Source organism: Streptomyces sp. NPDC048002 (assembly GCF_040653275.1).
Lineage (GTDB): Bacteria > Actinomycetota > Actinomycetes > Streptomycetales > Streptomycetaceae > Streptomyces.
Map to the genome: position 1 here is coordinate 77,775 of NZ_JBEZNL010000029.1, position 16,218 is coordinate 93,992.

16 protein-coding genes are annotated in these 16,218 nt (G+C 73.4%); 12 read left to right on the top strand and 4 right to left on the bottom strand.

The window, feature by feature from the left end; genetic code table 11:
• Positions 1–112: 112 nt before the first annotated feature.
• The 4 genes from msrB to AB0E07_RS28775 form a co-directional block, all read right to left on the bottom strand.
• Positions 113–520: a peptide-methionine (R)-S-oxide reductase MsrB gene (msrB, locus tag AB0E07_RS28760; protein WP_362258353.1), complete on the bottom strand. Its 408-nt coding sequence runs from the start codon at positions 518–520 to the stop codon at positions 113–115.
• A 13-nt stretch (positions 521–533) separates the two neighbouring features.
• Positions 534–1,919: a UDP-N-acetylmuramate--L-alanine ligase gene (gene murC / locus AB0E07_RS28765; RefSeq protein WP_362258356.1), complete on the bottom strand. Its 1,386-nt coding sequence runs from the start codon at positions 1,917–1,919 to the stop codon at positions 534–536.
• Between the two features lie 96 nt (positions 1,920–2,015).
• Positions 2,016–2,489: an indole-3-glycerol phosphate synthase gene (locus AB0E07_RS28770; protein WP_362258359.1), complete on the bottom strand. Its 474-nt coding sequence runs from the start codon at positions 2,487–2,489 to the stop codon at positions 2,016–2,018.
• Between the two features lie 154 nt (positions 2,490–2,643).
• The gene (locus AB0E07_RS28775; RefSeq protein WP_362258362.1) at positions 2,644–3,402 is read right to left on the bottom strand and encodes a pyrimidine reductase family protein; all 759 of its coding nucleotides are present in this window, start codon (positions 3,400–3,402) and stop codon (positions 2,644–2,646) included.
• A 463-nt stretch (positions 3,403–3,865) separates the two neighbouring features.
• On the opposite strand from AB0E07_RS28775, the gene zapE reads away from it, so the two are divergent.
• The 12 genes from zapE (at position 3,866) to AB0E07_RS28835 (ending at position 16,099) form a co-directional block, all read left to right on the top strand.
• On the top strand, positions 3,866–4,969 hold the full coding sequence (gene zapE, locus AB0E07_RS28780) for a cell division protein ZapE (protein ID WP_362258365.1): 1,104 nt from the start codon (positions 3,866–3,868) through the stop codon (positions 4,967–4,969).
• Between the two features lie 182 nt (positions 4,970–5,151).
• A complete protein-coding gene (locus tag AB0E07_RS28785) occupies positions 5,152–5,550 on the top strand; it encodes a hypothetical protein (protein WP_362258368.1) in 399 nt (132 codons plus the stop codon).
• A gap of 80 nt (positions 5,551–5,630) precedes the next feature.
• On the top strand, positions 5,631–6,209 hold the full coding sequence (locus tag AB0E07_RS28790; RefSeq protein ID WP_362258371.1) for a carbonic anhydrase: 579 nt from the start codon (positions 5,631–5,633) through the stop codon (positions 6,207–6,209).
• Positions 6,206–7,672: a SulP family inorganic anion transporter gene (locus AB0E07_RS28795; RefSeq protein ID WP_362258373.1), complete on the top strand. Its 1,467-nt coding sequence runs from the start codon at positions 6,206–6,208 to the stop codon at positions 7,670–7,672. The genes AB0E07_RS28790 and AB0E07_RS28795 overlap by 4 nt, the downstream gene beginning before the upstream one ends.
• A 146-nt stretch (positions 7,673–7,818) precedes the next feature.
• On the top strand, positions 7,819–8,607 hold the full coding sequence (locus AB0E07_RS28800) for a slipin family protein (protein ID WP_362258376.1): 789 nt from the start codon (positions 7,819–7,821) through the stop codon (positions 8,605–8,607).
• A gap of 90 nt (positions 8,608–8,697) precedes the next feature.
• Positions 8,698–10,077: a PhoX family protein gene (locus AB0E07_RS28805; protein ID WP_362258379.1), complete on the top strand. Its 1,380-nt coding sequence runs from the start codon at positions 8,698–8,700 to the stop codon at positions 10,075–10,077.
• Between the two features lie 88 nt (positions 10,078–10,165).
• Positions 10,166–11,014 carry a polysaccharide deacetylase family protein gene (locus AB0E07_RS28810; RefSeq protein WP_362258382.1) on the top strand — a complete coding sequence of 283 codons (849 nt, stop codon included), beginning with the start codon at positions 10,166–10,168 and terminating at the stop codon, positions 11,012–11,014.
• A gap of 18 nt (positions 11,015–11,032) precedes the next feature.
• A complete protein-coding gene (locus tag AB0E07_RS28815; RefSeq protein WP_362258385.1) occupies positions 11,033–11,215 on the top strand; it encodes a hypothetical protein in 183 nt (60 codons plus the stop codon).
• 58 nt (positions 11,216–11,273) lie between these two features.
• Positions 11,274–11,990, top strand: coding sequence for a peptidyl-tRNA hydrolase (locus tag AB0E07_RS28820; protein WP_362258388.1), 717 nt, complete (start codon positions 11,274–11,276; stop codon positions 11,988–11,990).
• A 177-nt stretch (positions 11,991–12,167) separates the two neighbouring features.
• Positions 12,168–13,454: a DUF692 domain-containing protein gene (locus AB0E07_RS28825; RefSeq protein WP_362258391.1), complete on the top strand. Its 1,287-nt coding sequence runs from the start codon at positions 12,168–12,170 to the stop codon at positions 13,452–13,454.
• A 166-nt stretch (positions 13,455–13,620) separates the two neighbouring features.
• Positions 13,621–14,394 carry a TIGR04222 domain-containing membrane protein gene (locus tag AB0E07_RS28830; RefSeq protein ID WP_362258394.1) on the top strand — a complete coding sequence of 258 codons (774 nt, stop codon included), beginning with the start codon at positions 13,621–13,623 and terminating at the stop codon, positions 14,392–14,394.
• 115 nt (positions 14,395–14,509) lie between these two features.
• On the top strand, positions 14,510–16,099 hold the full coding sequence (locus AB0E07_RS28835; RefSeq protein ID WP_362258397.1) for an alpha/beta hydrolase: 1,590 nt from the start codon (positions 14,510–14,512) through the stop codon (positions 16,097–16,099).
• Positions 16,100–16,218 lie beyond the last annotated feature (119 nt).

The following is a 16,218-nucleotide window of genomic DNA, read 5'->3' on the forward strand; positions in this document are numbered from 1 at the left end:
CGGTCGGAGAGTGACCGAAAAGGGGAGCGACCGAAAAAGGGGGGAGCGACCGAAAAGGCCGCCGGACCCGCACACGCTCGTGCGGGTCCGGCGGCCTTGAGGAAGCGGTGGCTCAGCCCTCCTCGGGCGTCAGCCGCAGCGAGATGCTGTTGATGCAGTAGCGCTGGTCGGTCGGGGTGGCGTACCCCTCCCCCTCGAACACGTGCCCGAGGTGGGATCCGCAGCGGGCGCACCGCACCTCGGTGCGGACCATCCCGTGCGAGGTGTCGCTGAGCAGCTCCACCGCGTCGGTGTCCTTCGGGTCGAAGAAGGACGGCCAGCCGCAGTGCGACTCGAACTTGGTCGCCGAGGTGAACAGTTCCGCGCCACAGGCACGGCAGGAGTAGACACCCTCGGTCTTGGTGTCGGTGTACTCACCGGTGAACGCGGGCTCGGTACCGGCCTGCCGCAGCACGGCGTACTCGGCCGGGCTCAGTTCCGCGCGCCACTGCTCGTCCGGCTTCTCGACGTCGTACGACATGACTCTCAGCCCCTCACTTCGACAGGCGGTCCAGGATCTGCGGGCCGAGGTCCGTCACGTCACCCGCGCCCATGGTGAGAACGAGATCACCGGGCTTCGCCATTCCCGCCACCGCGGAAGCCACCTCGCCCTTGTCGTGGACGGCCGTCACATCGGCGCCCGCGACCCGCGCCGCCTCGATGATCAGCTCGCTGGTGACCCCGGGGATCGGGTCCTCCCGGGCCGGGTAGATGTCCAGCACCAGCGAGGCGTCCGCGAGGGCCAGCGCCTGCCCCATCTCCTTGCCCAGCTCCTGCGTCCGCGAGAACAGGTGCGGCTGGAAGACGACGAGGATGCGGGCGTCGCCCGCGGCGGCGCGCATGGCCTCCAGGTCCGCGCTCATCTCGGTGGGGTGGTGCGCGTAGGAGTCGATGACCTGCACCCCGGCGACCTCGCCCTTGAGCTGGAGGCGCCGCTTGACCCCGGTGTAGGAGGCGAGGGCCGGTGCCAGTTCGGCGGCCGGGACGCCGAGCGCCGCGCCCGCCGCGAGCGCGGCCACCGCGTTGTGCGCGTAGTGCCGGCCCGGCACGGAGACGGTGAAGGTCAGCTCCTCGCCGTCCAGCACCGCGGTCACCTCGCTGCGCAGCCCCTGCGGGACCACGGACAGCACCCGCACATCGGCGTCCTCGGCCTCGCCGTAGGTCACGGTGCGGACCCCGTCGAGGCGCCGGGTCAGCTCGCGGGCGCCCTCGTGGTCGGCGGAGATCACCAGCGTGCCGCCGGGCACGATCCGGCCGGCGAAGGTCTCGAAGGACTCGTAGATCTCGTCCATCGACGCGTAGTTGGCGTGGTGGTCCAGCTCCACGTTGAGCACGATCGCCACCTCGGGCGCGTACTTGTGGAAGCTGCGGTCGCTTTCGTCGGCCTCGGCGACGAAGATCTCGCCGTCGCCGTGCAGCGCGTTGGAGCCGGGCGCGTCCAGGTCGCCGCCGATCGCGTACGACGGGTTCAGGCCGAGCGTGCTCAGCGACACCGCGAGCATCGAGGTGGTCGTCGTCTTGCCGTGCGTACCGGCCACGGCGATCGGCCGCAGGCCGTCCATCAGGGCGGCCAGGGCGTCGGAGCGGTGCACGACCGGCACGCCCAGCTCGGCGGCGCGGACCAGCTCGGGGTTGTCCTGGCGGATGGCCGAGGACACCACGACACAGCTCGCGTCGTCGGCGAGGTGCGCGGCGGCGTGTCCGATGTGCACGGTCGCCCCCAGCGCCCGCAGCGCCTCGGCGGTCGCGGACTCCTTGGCGTCGCTGCCGGCCACGACGGCACCGCGCTGCGCGAGGATCTTCGCGATGCCCGACATCCCGGCCCCGCCGATGCCGATGAAGTGCGGTCGGTCCATGGCGGGGGGAAGTCCGGGTGCCATGCGTGTCTCTCCCAAGATCCGGTACTGCGACGAAACAGCGTCCGAGCGGGACGCGCCCCCAGCCTATGGGGTCGGGGAACGGCCCCGCGCCCGCGCCTACGCCTCGCTGTGCGAGAAGAGCTTCAGGACCGGCACGCCGACCTTGTGCCGGGCGCGGGACGCCCAGTCGCGGTGGAAGAACTCCTCGACGTAGTGCGGATCGGTCAGCACGATCACCTCGTCCGCGCCGCTCTCCTCCACCAGGGACTTCAGCGCGTCCAGCGGATGGTCCTCCACCAGTCGCCCCTCCGCCTCGTTCCCGGACGCCCGCAGCGCCTGGAGGGAGACGGCGAGGGCCCGCTCCCCGAAGCTCTTCGCCTCCTCGCCCTCGGGCGTGTCCCCCTCCCGGGCCGCCTCGTCGAGTTCCCCGAGGGCCACGTCGTCGATGGCCCGCAGCAGGCGATCGGCCTGGTCACCGCGTGGCTGGAGCAGCACATGGAAGGAGACCGCCTCGTCCCCGTGCAACGTGGTGACGAACTCCACGTCCGCTGAGGTCAGGGCCTTCTCGATCATCAATACGCTTCTGAACACCAGGCGCCCCTTCTGTCCGCGGGGCCGTGAGCGACCCTGCGGAAACCATCCTTCCCCGTGATCGCACGGGGACTGCGAGATTTAGTGTGCCCATCGGACGCTAAACGGAACGACTGATTCCGCCGATTTCGCCGGACCTGCCCGTACCGGGTGATCAGACCCGCCCGTACCGGGTGAAGAGAAAGCCCTCCTCCTCCAGGACGGACAGCAGTGCGAAGGTCCGGGGCACCTCCACCGAGGGCCCGCCCGCGATGCGCTGCGCGTCGCCCGCGGTGAGCATCGGCGAGACGGTCAGGCAGATCTCGTCGAGCACCCCGGCCGCCACGAACTGTCCGAGCAGCCGCGGCCCGCCCTCGGTCAGCAGCCGCCGGTACCCGAGTCCGGCGAGCCCCTGGACGACCCGCGCGGGATCGACCCCCGCGCCGTCGCCCGCGGTCACCACGCGCGCGCCCGCTCGCTCCGCCTCGGCGACCCGGCTCGGGTCGGCCCCGGCGCCGGTCAGCACGACGGTCGGCACCAGCGGCGAGGTGAACAGCGGCAGGGAGAAGTCCAGGTCGAGTCCGGCGGTGACCACGGCGACGGCCGGCGCGGGCGCCTGTCCGGCGGCCTCCCGCCGGGCGGCGAACTCGGCCCGCGCGCGGGCCGGCCGGTAGCCCTCCTGCCGTACCGTTTCCGCACCGACGACCACGACGTCCGCGAGCGCCCGCAGGGTGCCGAAGATCCGCATGTCGGCCGGGCACGAGATCGGCTGGGAGCGGCCGTCGTGCTGGGCGGCCCCGTCGAGCGTGGAGACCATGTTGGCGCGCAGTCGGGGTTCGTCGGACGCGGGGTAGTCGTAGACCTCGGCGAGCTCACCGAGACCCCACTCCCGGTCGTCCGTCGTCCGGTCGGTCACAGGAAACAGGCGTCGCATGCCGAAAGTCTTCCACGGAGCCGACTCCCGGGCCCGGGGGCATCCGCGCGGCCTGGTGGGGCCTGGTCGCGCAGTTCCCCGCGCCCCTGGGTGGGTACACGCCGAGCTCGCCGGCAGGGTGGCGCCTCCAGGAGCGCGGGCGCCTGCGCGACCAACCGAAGCGATCCCCACCTCAGGAGCGCGGGCGCCTGCGCGACCAACCGAAGCGATCCCCACCTCAGGAGCGCGGCGGCCTGCGCGACCAACCGGAGCGGTTCCCACCTCAGGGGCGCGGGGAACTGTGTGACCAACCGGAGCGGTTCCCACCTCAGGGGCGCGGGGAACTGCGCGAACGCCCCCCACCGGCCCGCAGACGGAGATGGGCCCCAGCGGCCCCACCCAGGGGCGCGGGGAACTGCGCGACCGGCCCCCACCCCGCCGCAGACGAGGGTCGACCCCCGCGGACCCCCTAAAATCGGTGAACGTGTCCTCCTCCACCACCGCCGGCGAGACCCCCATAGCCGAAGCGACCCCCCTCTCCCTCTGCTCCCGCGAGCCGCGCGTCCCCGCGGACCGCCTGGTGGCCGAGATGGTCCCCCCACCCCGCTTCGACTCGGTCCGGTTCGCCACCTACATCCCGGACCCGAACCAGCCGAGCCAGACCGAGGCGGTCCAGATCCTGGAGTCCTTCGCGGCGGGCCTCGGCGGAGCGCACGCGGCCGGCCCGGCCCGGCGCGGCCTGTTCGGCCTGGGCAGGCCGAAGGCCCCGAAGACCCCGGCGGGCCCCCGGGGCGTCTACCTCGACGGCGGCTACGGCGTCGGCAAGACCCACCTCCTCGCCTCCCTGTGGCACGCCACGCCCGCGGAGCCGTCCCTCAAGGCGTTCGGCACCTTCGTGGAGCTGACGAACCTGGTCGGCGCCCTCGGCTTCCAGCAGACCGTGCAGACCCTCTCCGGCCACCGACTGCTGTGCATCGACGAGTTCGAGCTGGACGACCCGGGCGACACGGTCCTGGTCTCCACCCTGCTCGGCAAGCTCGTCGACGCCGGGGTCGCGCTCGCCGCCACCTCCAACACCCTCCCCGGCAAGCTCGGCGAGGGCCGTTTCGCCGCGGCCGACTTCCTGCGCGAGATCCAGGGCCTGTCGGCCCGCTTCCGCCCGCTGCGCATCGACGGCGAGGACTACCGCCACCGCGGTCTGCCCGAGGCGCCGGCGCCGTTCAGCGACGAGCAGGTGACCAAGGCCGCGTACGCCACCGAGGACGCCTCGCTCGACGACTTCCCGCATCTGCTGGACCACCTGGCCCGGGTGCACCCCAGCCGCTACGGCGCGCTGACGGACGGCGTACGGGCGGTCTGCCTGACCGATGTGCGGCCGGTCCCGGACCAGTCGACCGCGCTCCGGCTCGTGGTGCTCGCGGACCGGCTGTACGACCGCGAGGTGCCGGTGCTGGCCTCCGGTCGCCCCTTCGACCAGCTGTTCGGCGAGGACATGCTGAAGGGCGGGTACCGCAAGAAGTACTTCCGCGCCATCTCCCGGCTCACCGCGCTGGCCCGGGACGCGAAGGGACTCGTCGAGGTCCGCTAGCCCGGTCAACTCCCTCCGGTCAAGAGCCCGTTCCGGCCGCTCACCCGCGCGTTTCAGGCTCTCTTCAGCCGGAAACGCTAAGTTAACCCTGCAAACAACTTTGCAGGGTTAACGTGTTTCTTGACCAACGATTGACCAAGCGTTGGTCTGCGCGTGAGGTGCGAAACGGCGGGAGGGGGCGCATGTTCCGAGGTGAGACGGCCCGTTCCGCGACACCGGTCCTCGTCGCCCTCCTGATCGCCCTTCAGTTCTTCGCCCCCACCGCGTCCTTCGCAACCGCGCATACAGCCAGTCATGCAGAGGCCAAGGGCGGGCCCGGATCCGAGCTGTCCGGCCCGCCCCCGCGCGTGGAATCCCTCACACCGCGTTCCTGCGATCCGCCCGTCGAACCGACCGGCCCGCTGCGCCCCCGGGACCGGACCGGCCCGTCCGGCTGTGCGTCCCCGACCTGCGAACGCCCGCTGCCGCCCGAGGACTCCACCTCCGTTCCCGGGCCGGCGGCCCCCGGCGGCGCCCACCACCGCGCCGCGAGATCCTCGTCGGCCCACACCCCGGCCGCGCTCCAGGTCTTCCGCTGCTGATCAGCGGAGCAGGTCCCCCACTCTGCTCTGTCCTGCCCCACCGACGCGCCCCCACGGCGCGCCAGGAGGAAGTCACCACCATGCAGCCCCTCATCGACAACGCCCGGTCCTTCGGACAGCGCCCCGAGGACTTCGCCGGGCTCGCCGAAGGCCAGTCCCCCCAGGTCCTGTTCATCACCTGCTCCGACTCACGGGTCGTCCCGGCCCTGATCACGGGCGCCCGCCCCGGCGAGCTCTTCGAACTGCGCACCGCGGGCAACATCGTCCCGCCCCACGCCTCCGAGCACCCCACCAGCGAGGCGGCCACCATCGAGTACGCCGTCGAGGTGCTCGGGGTCCGCGACATCGTGGTCTGCGGCCACTCCCACTGCGGAGCCGTCGGCGCGCTGGTGCGCGGCGACGACCTGGACGCCGTGCCCGCCGTGCGGGACTGGCTGGCGCACGCGACCCCGCGCCCCGCGGGGGCGGCCGAGGACCCGGCCGTCACGGAGGGCGTGCAGAGCCATGTGCTCACCCAGCTGCTGCGGCTGCGCTCGTACCCGTTCGTCGAACGGCGGCTCGCGGACGGCCGGCTGACCCTGCGCGGCTGGTACTACGAGGTGCACACCGGCGCCGTCCTGGAACACCGCGGGCAGACCGACACCTTCGAGGCGCTGTGAGCGCGAGGACGACCCGACTCCCCCACCTGCGGCGGGACTTCGCCGCTTCCCTGGTCGTCTTCCTGGTCGCGCTCCCGCTCTGCGTGGGCGTGGCAGTCGCCTCCGGTGTCCCGGCCGAACTGGGCCTGGTCACCGGCATCGTGGGCGGCATCGTCACCGGACTGATGCGCGGCAGCAGCCTCCAGGTGTCCGGTCCGGCCGCCGGACTGACCGTGCTGGTCTTCGAGGCGGTGCGGGAGTTCGGGCTGCCCGCGCTCGGGGTGATCGTGCTGGCCACCGGCCTGCTCCAGGTCGTCATGGGCGCGCTGCGGCTCGGGCGCTGGTTCCGGGCCATCTCCGTCTCGGTCGTCGAGGGCATGCTGGCCGGCATCGGCCTGGTCCTGATCGCCGGCCAGCTGTACTCGATGGCCGGCGCGGAGGCGCCGGCCTCGGGCGTGGCGAAGATAGCCGGACTGCCCGGCGCCCTCGCCGACGTCCTCGGCGACCCCGAGGCGCTCATCGCGCTCGCCCTGGGCGCGGGCACGGTCGCCGTGCTGGTGCTGTGGCGGCGGATGCCTGCCGTCGTGCGCACGGTGCCCGGTCCGCTCGCCGCCGTGGGCCTGGCGACCGCGGTCTCGGTGGTCTGCTCGCTGCCCGTGGCCACGGTGGAGGTCAACGGCCTGCTGGATTCGGTGCGGCCGCCGTCGCTCGACTCCCTCTCCGGGGCGGCCTGGCCCGGCCTGGCCGCCACGATCGTCGCCTTCACGCTGATCGCGTCCGCCGAGTCGCTGTTCAGCGCGGCGGCCGTGGACCGGATGCACCAGGGCCCGCGGACCTCGTACGACCAGGAGTTGATCGCCCAGGGCGCGGGCAACACGGTCTGCGGGGTGCTCGGCGCGCTGCCGATGACCGCGGTGATCGTGCGCAGCTCGGCCAATGTCCAGGCCGGCGCCCGGACCCGGGCCTCCCGGGTGCTGCACGGCGTGTGGCTGCTGCTGTTCGCGGCACTGCTGCCGTCCGCGCTGGCCCTCATCCCGATCCCCGCCCTGGCGGGCGTGCTGGTGCACGCCGGCAGCAAGCTGATCCCGCTGCGGGCCGTCCGCTCGCTGTGGCGGGAGCACCGGGGCGAGGCGCTGATCCTCGTGGTCACGGCCGTGTCGATCGTCGCGGTCAGCATGTTCGAGGGGGTCCTGATCGGTCTCGCGCTGGCGGTGGCCAAGACCGCCTGGGAGGCCTCGCACCTGAGGATGGAGATCGTGGACAAGGGCGCGGGCCCGGTCCAGGCCCATCTGACGGGCAACGCCACCTTCCTGCGCCTGCCGAAGATCCTCGACAGTCTGGAGGCGCTGCCCCGGGACCGGCCGGTCGTGCTGGACCTCTCCGGGCTGCACCACCTGGACCACGCCTGCCGGACGGCGCTGGAGAACTGGGCCGAGCGGCACAGCGCGGCCGGTACGGAACCGGTACGGGTCACCAGCGGGTGATCCGTACGCAGTCCGGTCCGGGACCGCGCCGGCCCCGGACCGGACTTCGCCCGGAGGCATACCCCCGGCGACAGCAGGGGCATATCGTCTAATAAGCGGAACAAGCGAACACGCGCACCCACCGGACCTCTGACAGGGAGGTCGTCATGGTCGAGGACCTGCTGATCGCGGCCGCGGCCGCCGGCACGGCCGGGCTGATCTATCTCGCCGCCGCGGCCCGGATCGTCAAGCAGTACGAACGCGGCGTCGTCTTCCGGCTGGGACGGCTGCGCGGACAGGTGCGCCAGCCGGGACTGGCCCTGGTGGTGCCCGGGGTGGACCATCTGCGCCACGTGAACATGCAGATCGTGACGATGCCGGTGCCGGCCCAGGAGGGCATCACCCGGGACAACGTCACCGTCCGGGTGGACGCGGTCGTCTACTTCAAGGTCGTGGATCCCTCGGCGGCGGTGGTGAACGTCGAGGACTACCGGTTCGCGGTCTCCCAGATGGCGCAGACCTCGCTGCGCTCGATCATCGGCAAGAGCGATCTGGACGACCTGCTCTCCGACCGGGAGAAACTCAACCAGGGCCTGGAGCTGATGATCGACAGCCCCGCGATCGGCTGGGGCGTGCAGATCGACCGGGTCGAGATCAAGGACGTCTCCCTGCCGGACACGATGAAGCGGTCGATGGCCCGGCAGGCCGAGGCCGACCGGGAACGGCGGGCCCGCATCATCAACGCCGACGCCGAACTCCAGGCGTCGAAGAAGCTCGCCGAGGCCGCCCAGCAGATGGCCGACACCCCCTCCGCCCTCCAACTCCGGCTGCTCCAGACCGTGGTGGCCGTCGCCGCCGAGAAGAACTCCACCCTGGTGCTGCCGTTCCCCGTGGAGCTGCTGCGCTTCCTGGAGCGCGCCCAGCAGCCGGTGCCGCAGCGGCCCGAGGAAAGGTGAACACGCTCTACGCGCGTGGTTCACCTGGCCGTTGCCAGATGGTAGACACGGCGTGACCGCAGTCCTGTCCGCCAGCAGGAAGGTTCCCCCATGCCCGAGCACGGCTCTCAGACCCGCCGTCAACTGCTCGCCCGCACCGGCGCCGTGGGCGCCTCGATCGCTTTCGCCGGAAACCTGAGTGAACTCTTCGCGGGCACCGCCGCCGCGCAGGACCTGGGCCACACGGGCTACGGCCCGCTCGTCCCGGACCCGAACGGCCTGCTCGACCTGCCGGAAGGTTTCCGCTACCGGGTGCTCTCCCGTGAGGGCGACCCGCTGCGCTCCGGGGAGGGCCCGGTGCCCTCCAACCACGACGGCATGACCGCGCTGCCCGGCCGACACGGCCGGGTCCACCTGGTGCGCAACCACGAGAACCGCGCCACCGCGAAACTCCCCGTCCCCACCGTCGAGGGCCTCACCTACGACCCCGAGGGCAAGGGCGGCTGCACCGCGCTGACCCTGGACGCGCGCGGCAAGGTGCTCTCCGAACGGGTCGCCGTCGCCGGCACGGCCGTCAACTGCGCGGGCGGGCCCACCCCCTGGGGCACCTGGCTGACCTGCGAGGAGACCGAGGACAAGGCCGGCACCAACGGCTACACCAAGGACCACGGCTTCATCTTCGAGGTCGACCCCGCCGACCCGCGCCGCAGCGGCGCGGTCCCGCTCACGGCGATGGGCCGCTTCCAGCACGAGGCGATCGCCGTCGACCCGAGGCGCGGCGTCGTCTACGAGACGGAGGACGCCTTCCAGAAGCCCTTCGGCCTCTTCTACCGCTTCCTGCCCGAGAAGCCGCTGGGCGGCGGCGGTTCGCTGCGCGCCGGCGGCCGCCTCCAGGCGATGCGGGTCCCCGGCGTCCCGGACCTCTCCTCGATCCAGGAGACCGGCGCGCGCTTCGACGACGTGGAGTGGGTGGACGTACCCGACCCGCTGGCCGCCGGGACCCCGATCCGCCTCCAGGACTTCGGCCCCCGCGGCATCACCCACGCGCAGAAGCTGGAGGGCTGCTACTGGGGCGGCCGCTCGGTCTACTTCGTGTCGTCCTTCGCCCGCAGTTCCGAGGGCTCGGCGGGCGACCACTACGGGCAGATCTGGCGCTACGACCCCGCGCGCCGCAGCGTCACCCTGGTGATCGTCTTCGGCCCCGACACGGACGTCCAGCTGCCCGGCGAGTCCCCCGACAACATCTGTCTGGCCCCCTCGGGCGGCCTGATGGTCTGCGAGGACGGCAACGGCGCCCAGCACGTCTACGGCGTCACCCGCCGCGGCGAGGTCTACGCGATGGCCCGCAACGCCCAGGACATCGGCACGCCCGGGGCCCCGGAGTGGGGAGAGTTCGCCGGCGTGGCCTTCTCCCCCGACGGCCGGACCATGTACGTCAACTGCTACACCCCCGGGACGACCTTCGCGGTGACCGGCCCCTGGCGCAGGTAGCCGCCCACCGGGTGACGGTCGGCGGCGGTGCCGCACGGGACGGAGAGCCGTCCGGGATTCATCCGATCAATCCCATTATGTTCGTGCGGTGATCCTTCCCGTACGTCACGTCGCCGCCGTCTGCGTGCTCGCCGCCGCCCTCACCTCCTGTGCCGCCGCCGAGGCGCCCCGGACCGCCCGGGGCGCCTCGGCCTCGGCCTCCGCCTCGGTCCGGCCCTCGGCGGTCCCGACCCTGGCGCCGGGACCGGCCGGTCTGACGCCGGTCTTCCACCACGGCCCCCGGTCGGCGGGCAAGGTCCTCGCCCTCACCTTCGACGCCGACATGACCGCCGACCAGGGTCCCCGGGCGGCGGGCGGCGAACGCTTCGACAACCCGGAACTCATCGCCGCCCTCCGGGAACTCCAGGTGCCGGCGACGGTGTTCATGACCGGACGGTGGGCCGAGGAGTACCCCGAACAGGCCCGCCGCATCGGCCGGGACCCCCTGTTCGAGGTGGCCAACCACTCCTACAGCCACCACGCCTACACCGGGGACTGCTACGGCCTGCCGACCGTCGCCGCGGACCGGATGCGGGCGGACGTGGAGCGGGCGTACACCGCCTTCCGGCAGGTGGGCGTGACCGATCCGATGCCGTACTTCCGCTTCCCCGGGGGCTGCTACGACCGGCGGGCGCTCAAGGCGCTCACCCCGGCGGGCGTCACCGCCGTGCAGTGGGACGTGGTCAGCGGGGACGCCTTCGCCACCGACGCCGACGCCGTCGCCCGAGAGGTCCTGGACGGGGTGCGGCCCGGCTCGGTCGTCGTCCTGCACTGCACGCGCAGCGCGGCCCCCGTCACCGAGCGCGCCGTCCGCACCCTCGTCCCCGAGCTGCGCCGCCGGGGCTACCGCTTCGTGAAGGTCTCCGAGCTGATCGGAGCGACCGGCGCACGAGGCTGAGGGTTCTACGCTGGAGTCATGAGCGACGCCGACTACTGCACGATCGCCGACGCCACGAAGCCGCCCCGGGCCGACGGGCCGCCGTACGCGGACTGTGTGCTGTGCCGGGAGCCGACAGAGTACCCGGAGTCGTACAAGGGCATCACGCTGTGCCCGGTGTGCGAGTGGCGGGAGGCCGAGCGGACCGCCTGCTCGGGATGATCCGCGCGGCCGGGCACCGACGGCGGGCACCGGGGTCCCGGCTGGCAGACTGGTCCGGGTGAGCCACGCATCCACGCCCGCCGACAGCCCCTTCCGTTCCGAGCCGACCGCGCGCGACCAGGCACCGCAGTTCGTCCTGCCGCTGGTCGTCCGGATCGAGCGGGCGGCACCCCCCGCCCGCACCGACGCCCTGGAGACCGCGGCCCGCGCCGTCCTGGTGCTGCTCTCCGACGAGCGGGCGCTGGGCGAGGGCGAGTGGGCCGAGGCCGTGCGGGACTGGCAGGACGCCCGGATCCGCAAGGTCGTCCGGCGGGCCCGGGGCGCGGAGTGGCGGCGGGCCGAGGCCCTGCCGGGGATCACGGTGACGGGCGTGTCGGCCGAGGTGCGGGTGTTCCCGCCGGTGCCGCTCGACGGCTGGCCCAAGGAACTCGCCAAGCTCCAGGTCTCCGGCACCGACCTCGACGACCCCGAGCCGCCCGCGGCCGCGGACCTCTCTGCGCCGGTGCTGTGGCTCAGCCCCGGCCTCGACATGTCCGCGGGCAAGGCGATGGCGCAGGCGGGACACGGCGCCCAGCTCGCCTGGTGGGAGCTGTCGGGGGCGGAGCGCGCGGCCTGGCGCGACGCGGGCTTCCCGCTCTCCGTGCGGACGGCGTCCCCCGAGCGCTGGACCGGGCTGACCACCGGCGGCCTGCCGGTCGTCCGGGACGCGGGCTTCACCGAGATCGCGCCCGGTTCGTGCACGGTGGTCGCCGACCACCCCGCCCTGCGCCGCTAGCACCCCGCCCCGCGCCAGTAGCATCCCACCCCGCGCCGGCAGGACTGCCCCACGGTGGCACCCCGCCCCTCGCCCGTGGCGCAACCTCAAATGTTGCTCTGAAGCACACCCCCCGGGGGTTCGCTCCCGCGCGCCGGGGCGATACCCCCTGCACGCGGTCGGCGAAGGGGGACGAGCATGGAGCGACTGGGTACGGGCATCGGCTGGCGGCCGGAGATCGCGGACGCCGTGGAGCGCATGCCGGGCATCGACTGGGTCGAGGCCGTCGCGGAGAACGTGTGCCCCGGGCATCTGCCCGAGTCGCTGCGCCGGCTGCGCGAGCGCGGGGTCACCGTCGTCCCGCACGGTGTCTCGCTCGGCCTCGGCGGCGCCGACCGGCCCGACGAGGGACGGCTGAAGGACCTCGCCGAGCGGGCCGGGGCACTGGGCTCGCCGCTGGTCACCGAGCACATCGCGTACGTCCGGGCGGGCGGCCCGCTCACCGCCTCGCCGCGCCTGGAGGCGGGCCATCTGCTGCCCGTGCCGCGCACCCGGGACGCCCTGGCCGTGCTCTGCGAGAACGTCCGCATCGCGCAGGACGCGCTGCCCGTCCCGCTCGCCGTGGAGAACATCGCCGCGCTGATCTCCTGGCCCGGCGAGGAGATGACCGAGGGACAGTTCCTGTACGAGTTGGCGGACCGCACCGGTGTGCGGCTGCTCATCGACGTCGCCAACCTGCACACCAACCACGTCAACCGGGGCGAGGACCCGGCGCGCGCGCTCGCCGAACTCCCCCTGGAGGCCATCGCGTACGTCCATGTCGCGGGCGGCTTCGAGCGGGACGGCGTCTGGCACGACAGCCACGCCCACCCGGTGCCGCGGGCGGTGCTCGACGTGCTCACCGACCTCGCCTCCCGGATCGCGCCGCCCGGGGTCCTGCTGGAGCGGGACGAGAACTTCCCCGAACCGGCCGAACTGGAGCGGGAACTGAACGAGATCCGGGCCGCGGTCGACAAGGGCGGCCGGGCCCACGTGCCGGGAGCGGCGGCGCCGCGACCGGACGCGGTGGAGCCCGCCGGGACCCCGGCCCGGGAGCGGGTGGCGCTGGCGCAGACCGCGCTGCTGTCCGCGCTCGTCGCCGGAACTCCCGTACCGGAGGGCTTCGACCGGGCCCGGCTCGGGGTGCAGGCGCGGGCGCTCGCCGGGAAGCGGGCGGACGTGGTGGCGAAGGTGGCGCCCGAACTGCCCGTGATCCTGGGCCCCGGGTACCGCCCCGCGTTCCTCGCCTACGCCCAGCGCACCCCGATGACCAGCGGCTACCGGCGGGACGCGCTCGACTTCGCCGGGCGACTCCTGGACGGGGAGGGGGCGTTGGACGTCCGTGCGCGGCGGGAGCTGCGGGCGTGGTGGCTGGAGCGCTCCGGCCCGGCCCCGCGCCCGCGCTCGCGCCTGGCGCGGATACGCCGGACGGTGAGCCTCCGCTGAACGACGGGACCGACGGGACCGACAGGCTCGACGGACGGGCCCGACGGTGCGCTCAGCCGCCCCGGAACCCGACCGAACCAAGTGGAACGTCACATACCCGCATCGCTCCGTCCGGATTGTGAACAACCCATGGCGTTCCCTTGAGCCCTTGGCATAGAAACACGGCATGTTCTGGGTTGTTCTCCTCCTGCTGGCCTGGGCCGTCGCCGGCGCCGCGTGCATCCGGCTGTGCCTGGCCGCCGTGGCCGCGGCGACCGCGGACGTGAACGCGGGCCGCGCACACGACCTGACGCTGTACGAGGCCGCGTTCCTCTCCGGCGGCCCCCGCCGGGTCGCCGATCTGACGCTGGTCTCGATGGCCCGTCAGCGCAGGCTGCTGCTGGCCCGCACGGGCTGGGCGACGGTCGTCGACCCGCGCGGCCGGGACGACATGGAGCGGTCCGTCATAGGCGCGATCGGGCCCGAGGGGCAGTCCCGGATAGAGCCGGTGCGGGACGCCGCGGCCGGCGCCGAGGCGGTGGGCAGCCTCGCCGAGCGGCTCGTCCGTGCGGGCCTCGCCGTGCCCGCCGGGGCGCGGTCCGGCATCGCGGCCGCGGTGCGCCAGGTGCGACTCGCCGCGGTGGTGGTCCTGGCGCTGGGCGCGATCGCCCTGTTCATGCCGGGCGAGGCCGACATGCCCCGGCAGTTGGTCGCCCTCTGGTTCGGGCTGCCGCTCACCCTCAGCCTGGCCTGTCTGGCCATCGCGCGCGTCGAGGTCCACCCCTACTCGCGCTGGGCCTCCCCGGCCGGCCAGCGCCTGCTGGGCGCCCTGGCCCGGCGCACCCCCGGCGGGGACGAGGGCACGTACCTCACCACGGTCGCCGTGCGCGGTGTCCACGCGGTCGCCGAACCCGATCTGCGGGCCGCCTTCGAGCGGCGCGAGCCCCTCTGGCGCGACTGAGTTCCCGGGGCGCACCGGGGGAATCCACCCCGACACCCGCCGGACGGTGCTTGCCTTCACCCCCGGCCGAACGAAACATCCCTTTTGTTGCGTCCGTGCACCGAAGGGATACGCGATGAGAGCCCCCGTCCTGTACTCGGCCGCAGGGTCGCTGCTCCTGACAGCCCTCTCGGGTGCCCCCGCGGCCCCCGCCGACGGCAGCCGGGCCGTGCCGGGCCTCGCCGAACTGCGCGGCACCGCGGTGGCCGCGGCCCGCGCGAGGACGGCCGGCATCACCTTCGGCTCCTGCTCCACCGAGCAGGACATGCCGGGCAGCCTCCAGTGCGGCACGGTGAAGGTGCCGCTCGACTACGCCCGGCCCCGAGGCGAGCAGATCGAACTGACGGTCAGCCGGGTGCGGGCCACCCACAAGGACCCGCACAACAGCAAGCACCGGGTGCCCCGGCAGGGCGCCCTGGTCTTCAACCCCGGCGGCCCCGGCGCCTCGGGCCTGTACTTCCCGCTGATCGGCCTGATGCCCGAGTGGAAGCGGATCGGGGCGGCCTACGACCTCGTCGGCTACGACCCGCGCGGGGTGGGCCGCAGCGCCCCCCTGTCCTGCACGGACCCCAAGCGCTTCTTCAAGGGCCCCGCGCAGGCGCCCACCCACCCCTCGGAGTCGTACAAGCGCGAGCGCATCGCGCAGGCCAAGGCGTACGCGCGCGGCTGCGCCCAGCGCTCCGGCAGCGCCCTGCGGCACTACCACTCCCTCAACAACGCCCGTGACCTGGACGTCCTGCGGGCCGCGCTCGGCGAACCGAAGCTGACCTTCATGGGCGCCTCCTACGGCACCTACTTCGGCGCCCTGTACGCGACGCTGTTCCCCTCGCACGTACGGCGCATGGTGTTCGACGCGGCCGTCAACCCGGACCCGGAGCAGGTCTGGTACCGCAACAACCTGGCCCAGTCCGCCGCGTTCGAGGGCCGCTGGGCGGACCTGCGGGAGTGGATCGCCGAGCACCACGCGGTGTACGGGCTGGGCGACACCCCGGCGAAGGTGCTGCGCAGTTACGAGCGGGCGCGGGCCCGGCTCGCCGAGGAACCGGCGGGCGGGAAGGTCGGACCCGGCCAGCTCCAGGGGGCGTTCCTCCAGGCCGGGTACTACGACGACTACTGGCCGCACCGGGCGGAGGCGCTGTCGGCGTATCTGAAGGGCGACCCGCAGCCGCTGATCGACATCGCGGCGCCGGTGACGGAGGCGGCCGTCGAGGCGGAGAACAGCAAGGCGGTCTACACGGCCGTCGAGTGCAACGACGCGCCCTGGCCCACTGAGTGGCGGGTGTGGGACCGGGACAACACCCGGCTCGCCCGGGTGGCGCCGTTCGAGACCTGGGACAACGTGTGGGCGAACCTGCCCTGCGCGTACTGGTCCGGCCCCCGGCAGCAGCCGGTCGACGTCCGGACCGGGCCCGGTGAGCTGCCGCCGACGCTGATCCTGGCGGCCGAGCGGGACGCGGCCGCGCCCTACCAGGGGGCGCTGGAGCTGCACCGGCGGCTGTGGGACTCGGTGCTGGTGACCGAACGGGACACGGGCACCCACGGGATCGCGGGCGGCTCGAACGCGTGCGTGAACGCCCGGGTCGACGCCTACCTGCTGGAGGGCCGGCTGCCGGCGCGGCGCGCCGCGTGCGCGCCGCGTCCGGAGCCGAGCCCGGCGGCCGACTGAGGCCGACCGCCGGGCCGGGTCCGTCTAGGGCGTGTTTCGAAAGTACCGTCGTCCGCCCGAAGGGCGGGCCCTGCGGCGTCTGGTGCGTGCGAACGCAAGGCGCCGGAGCGCCCTAATAG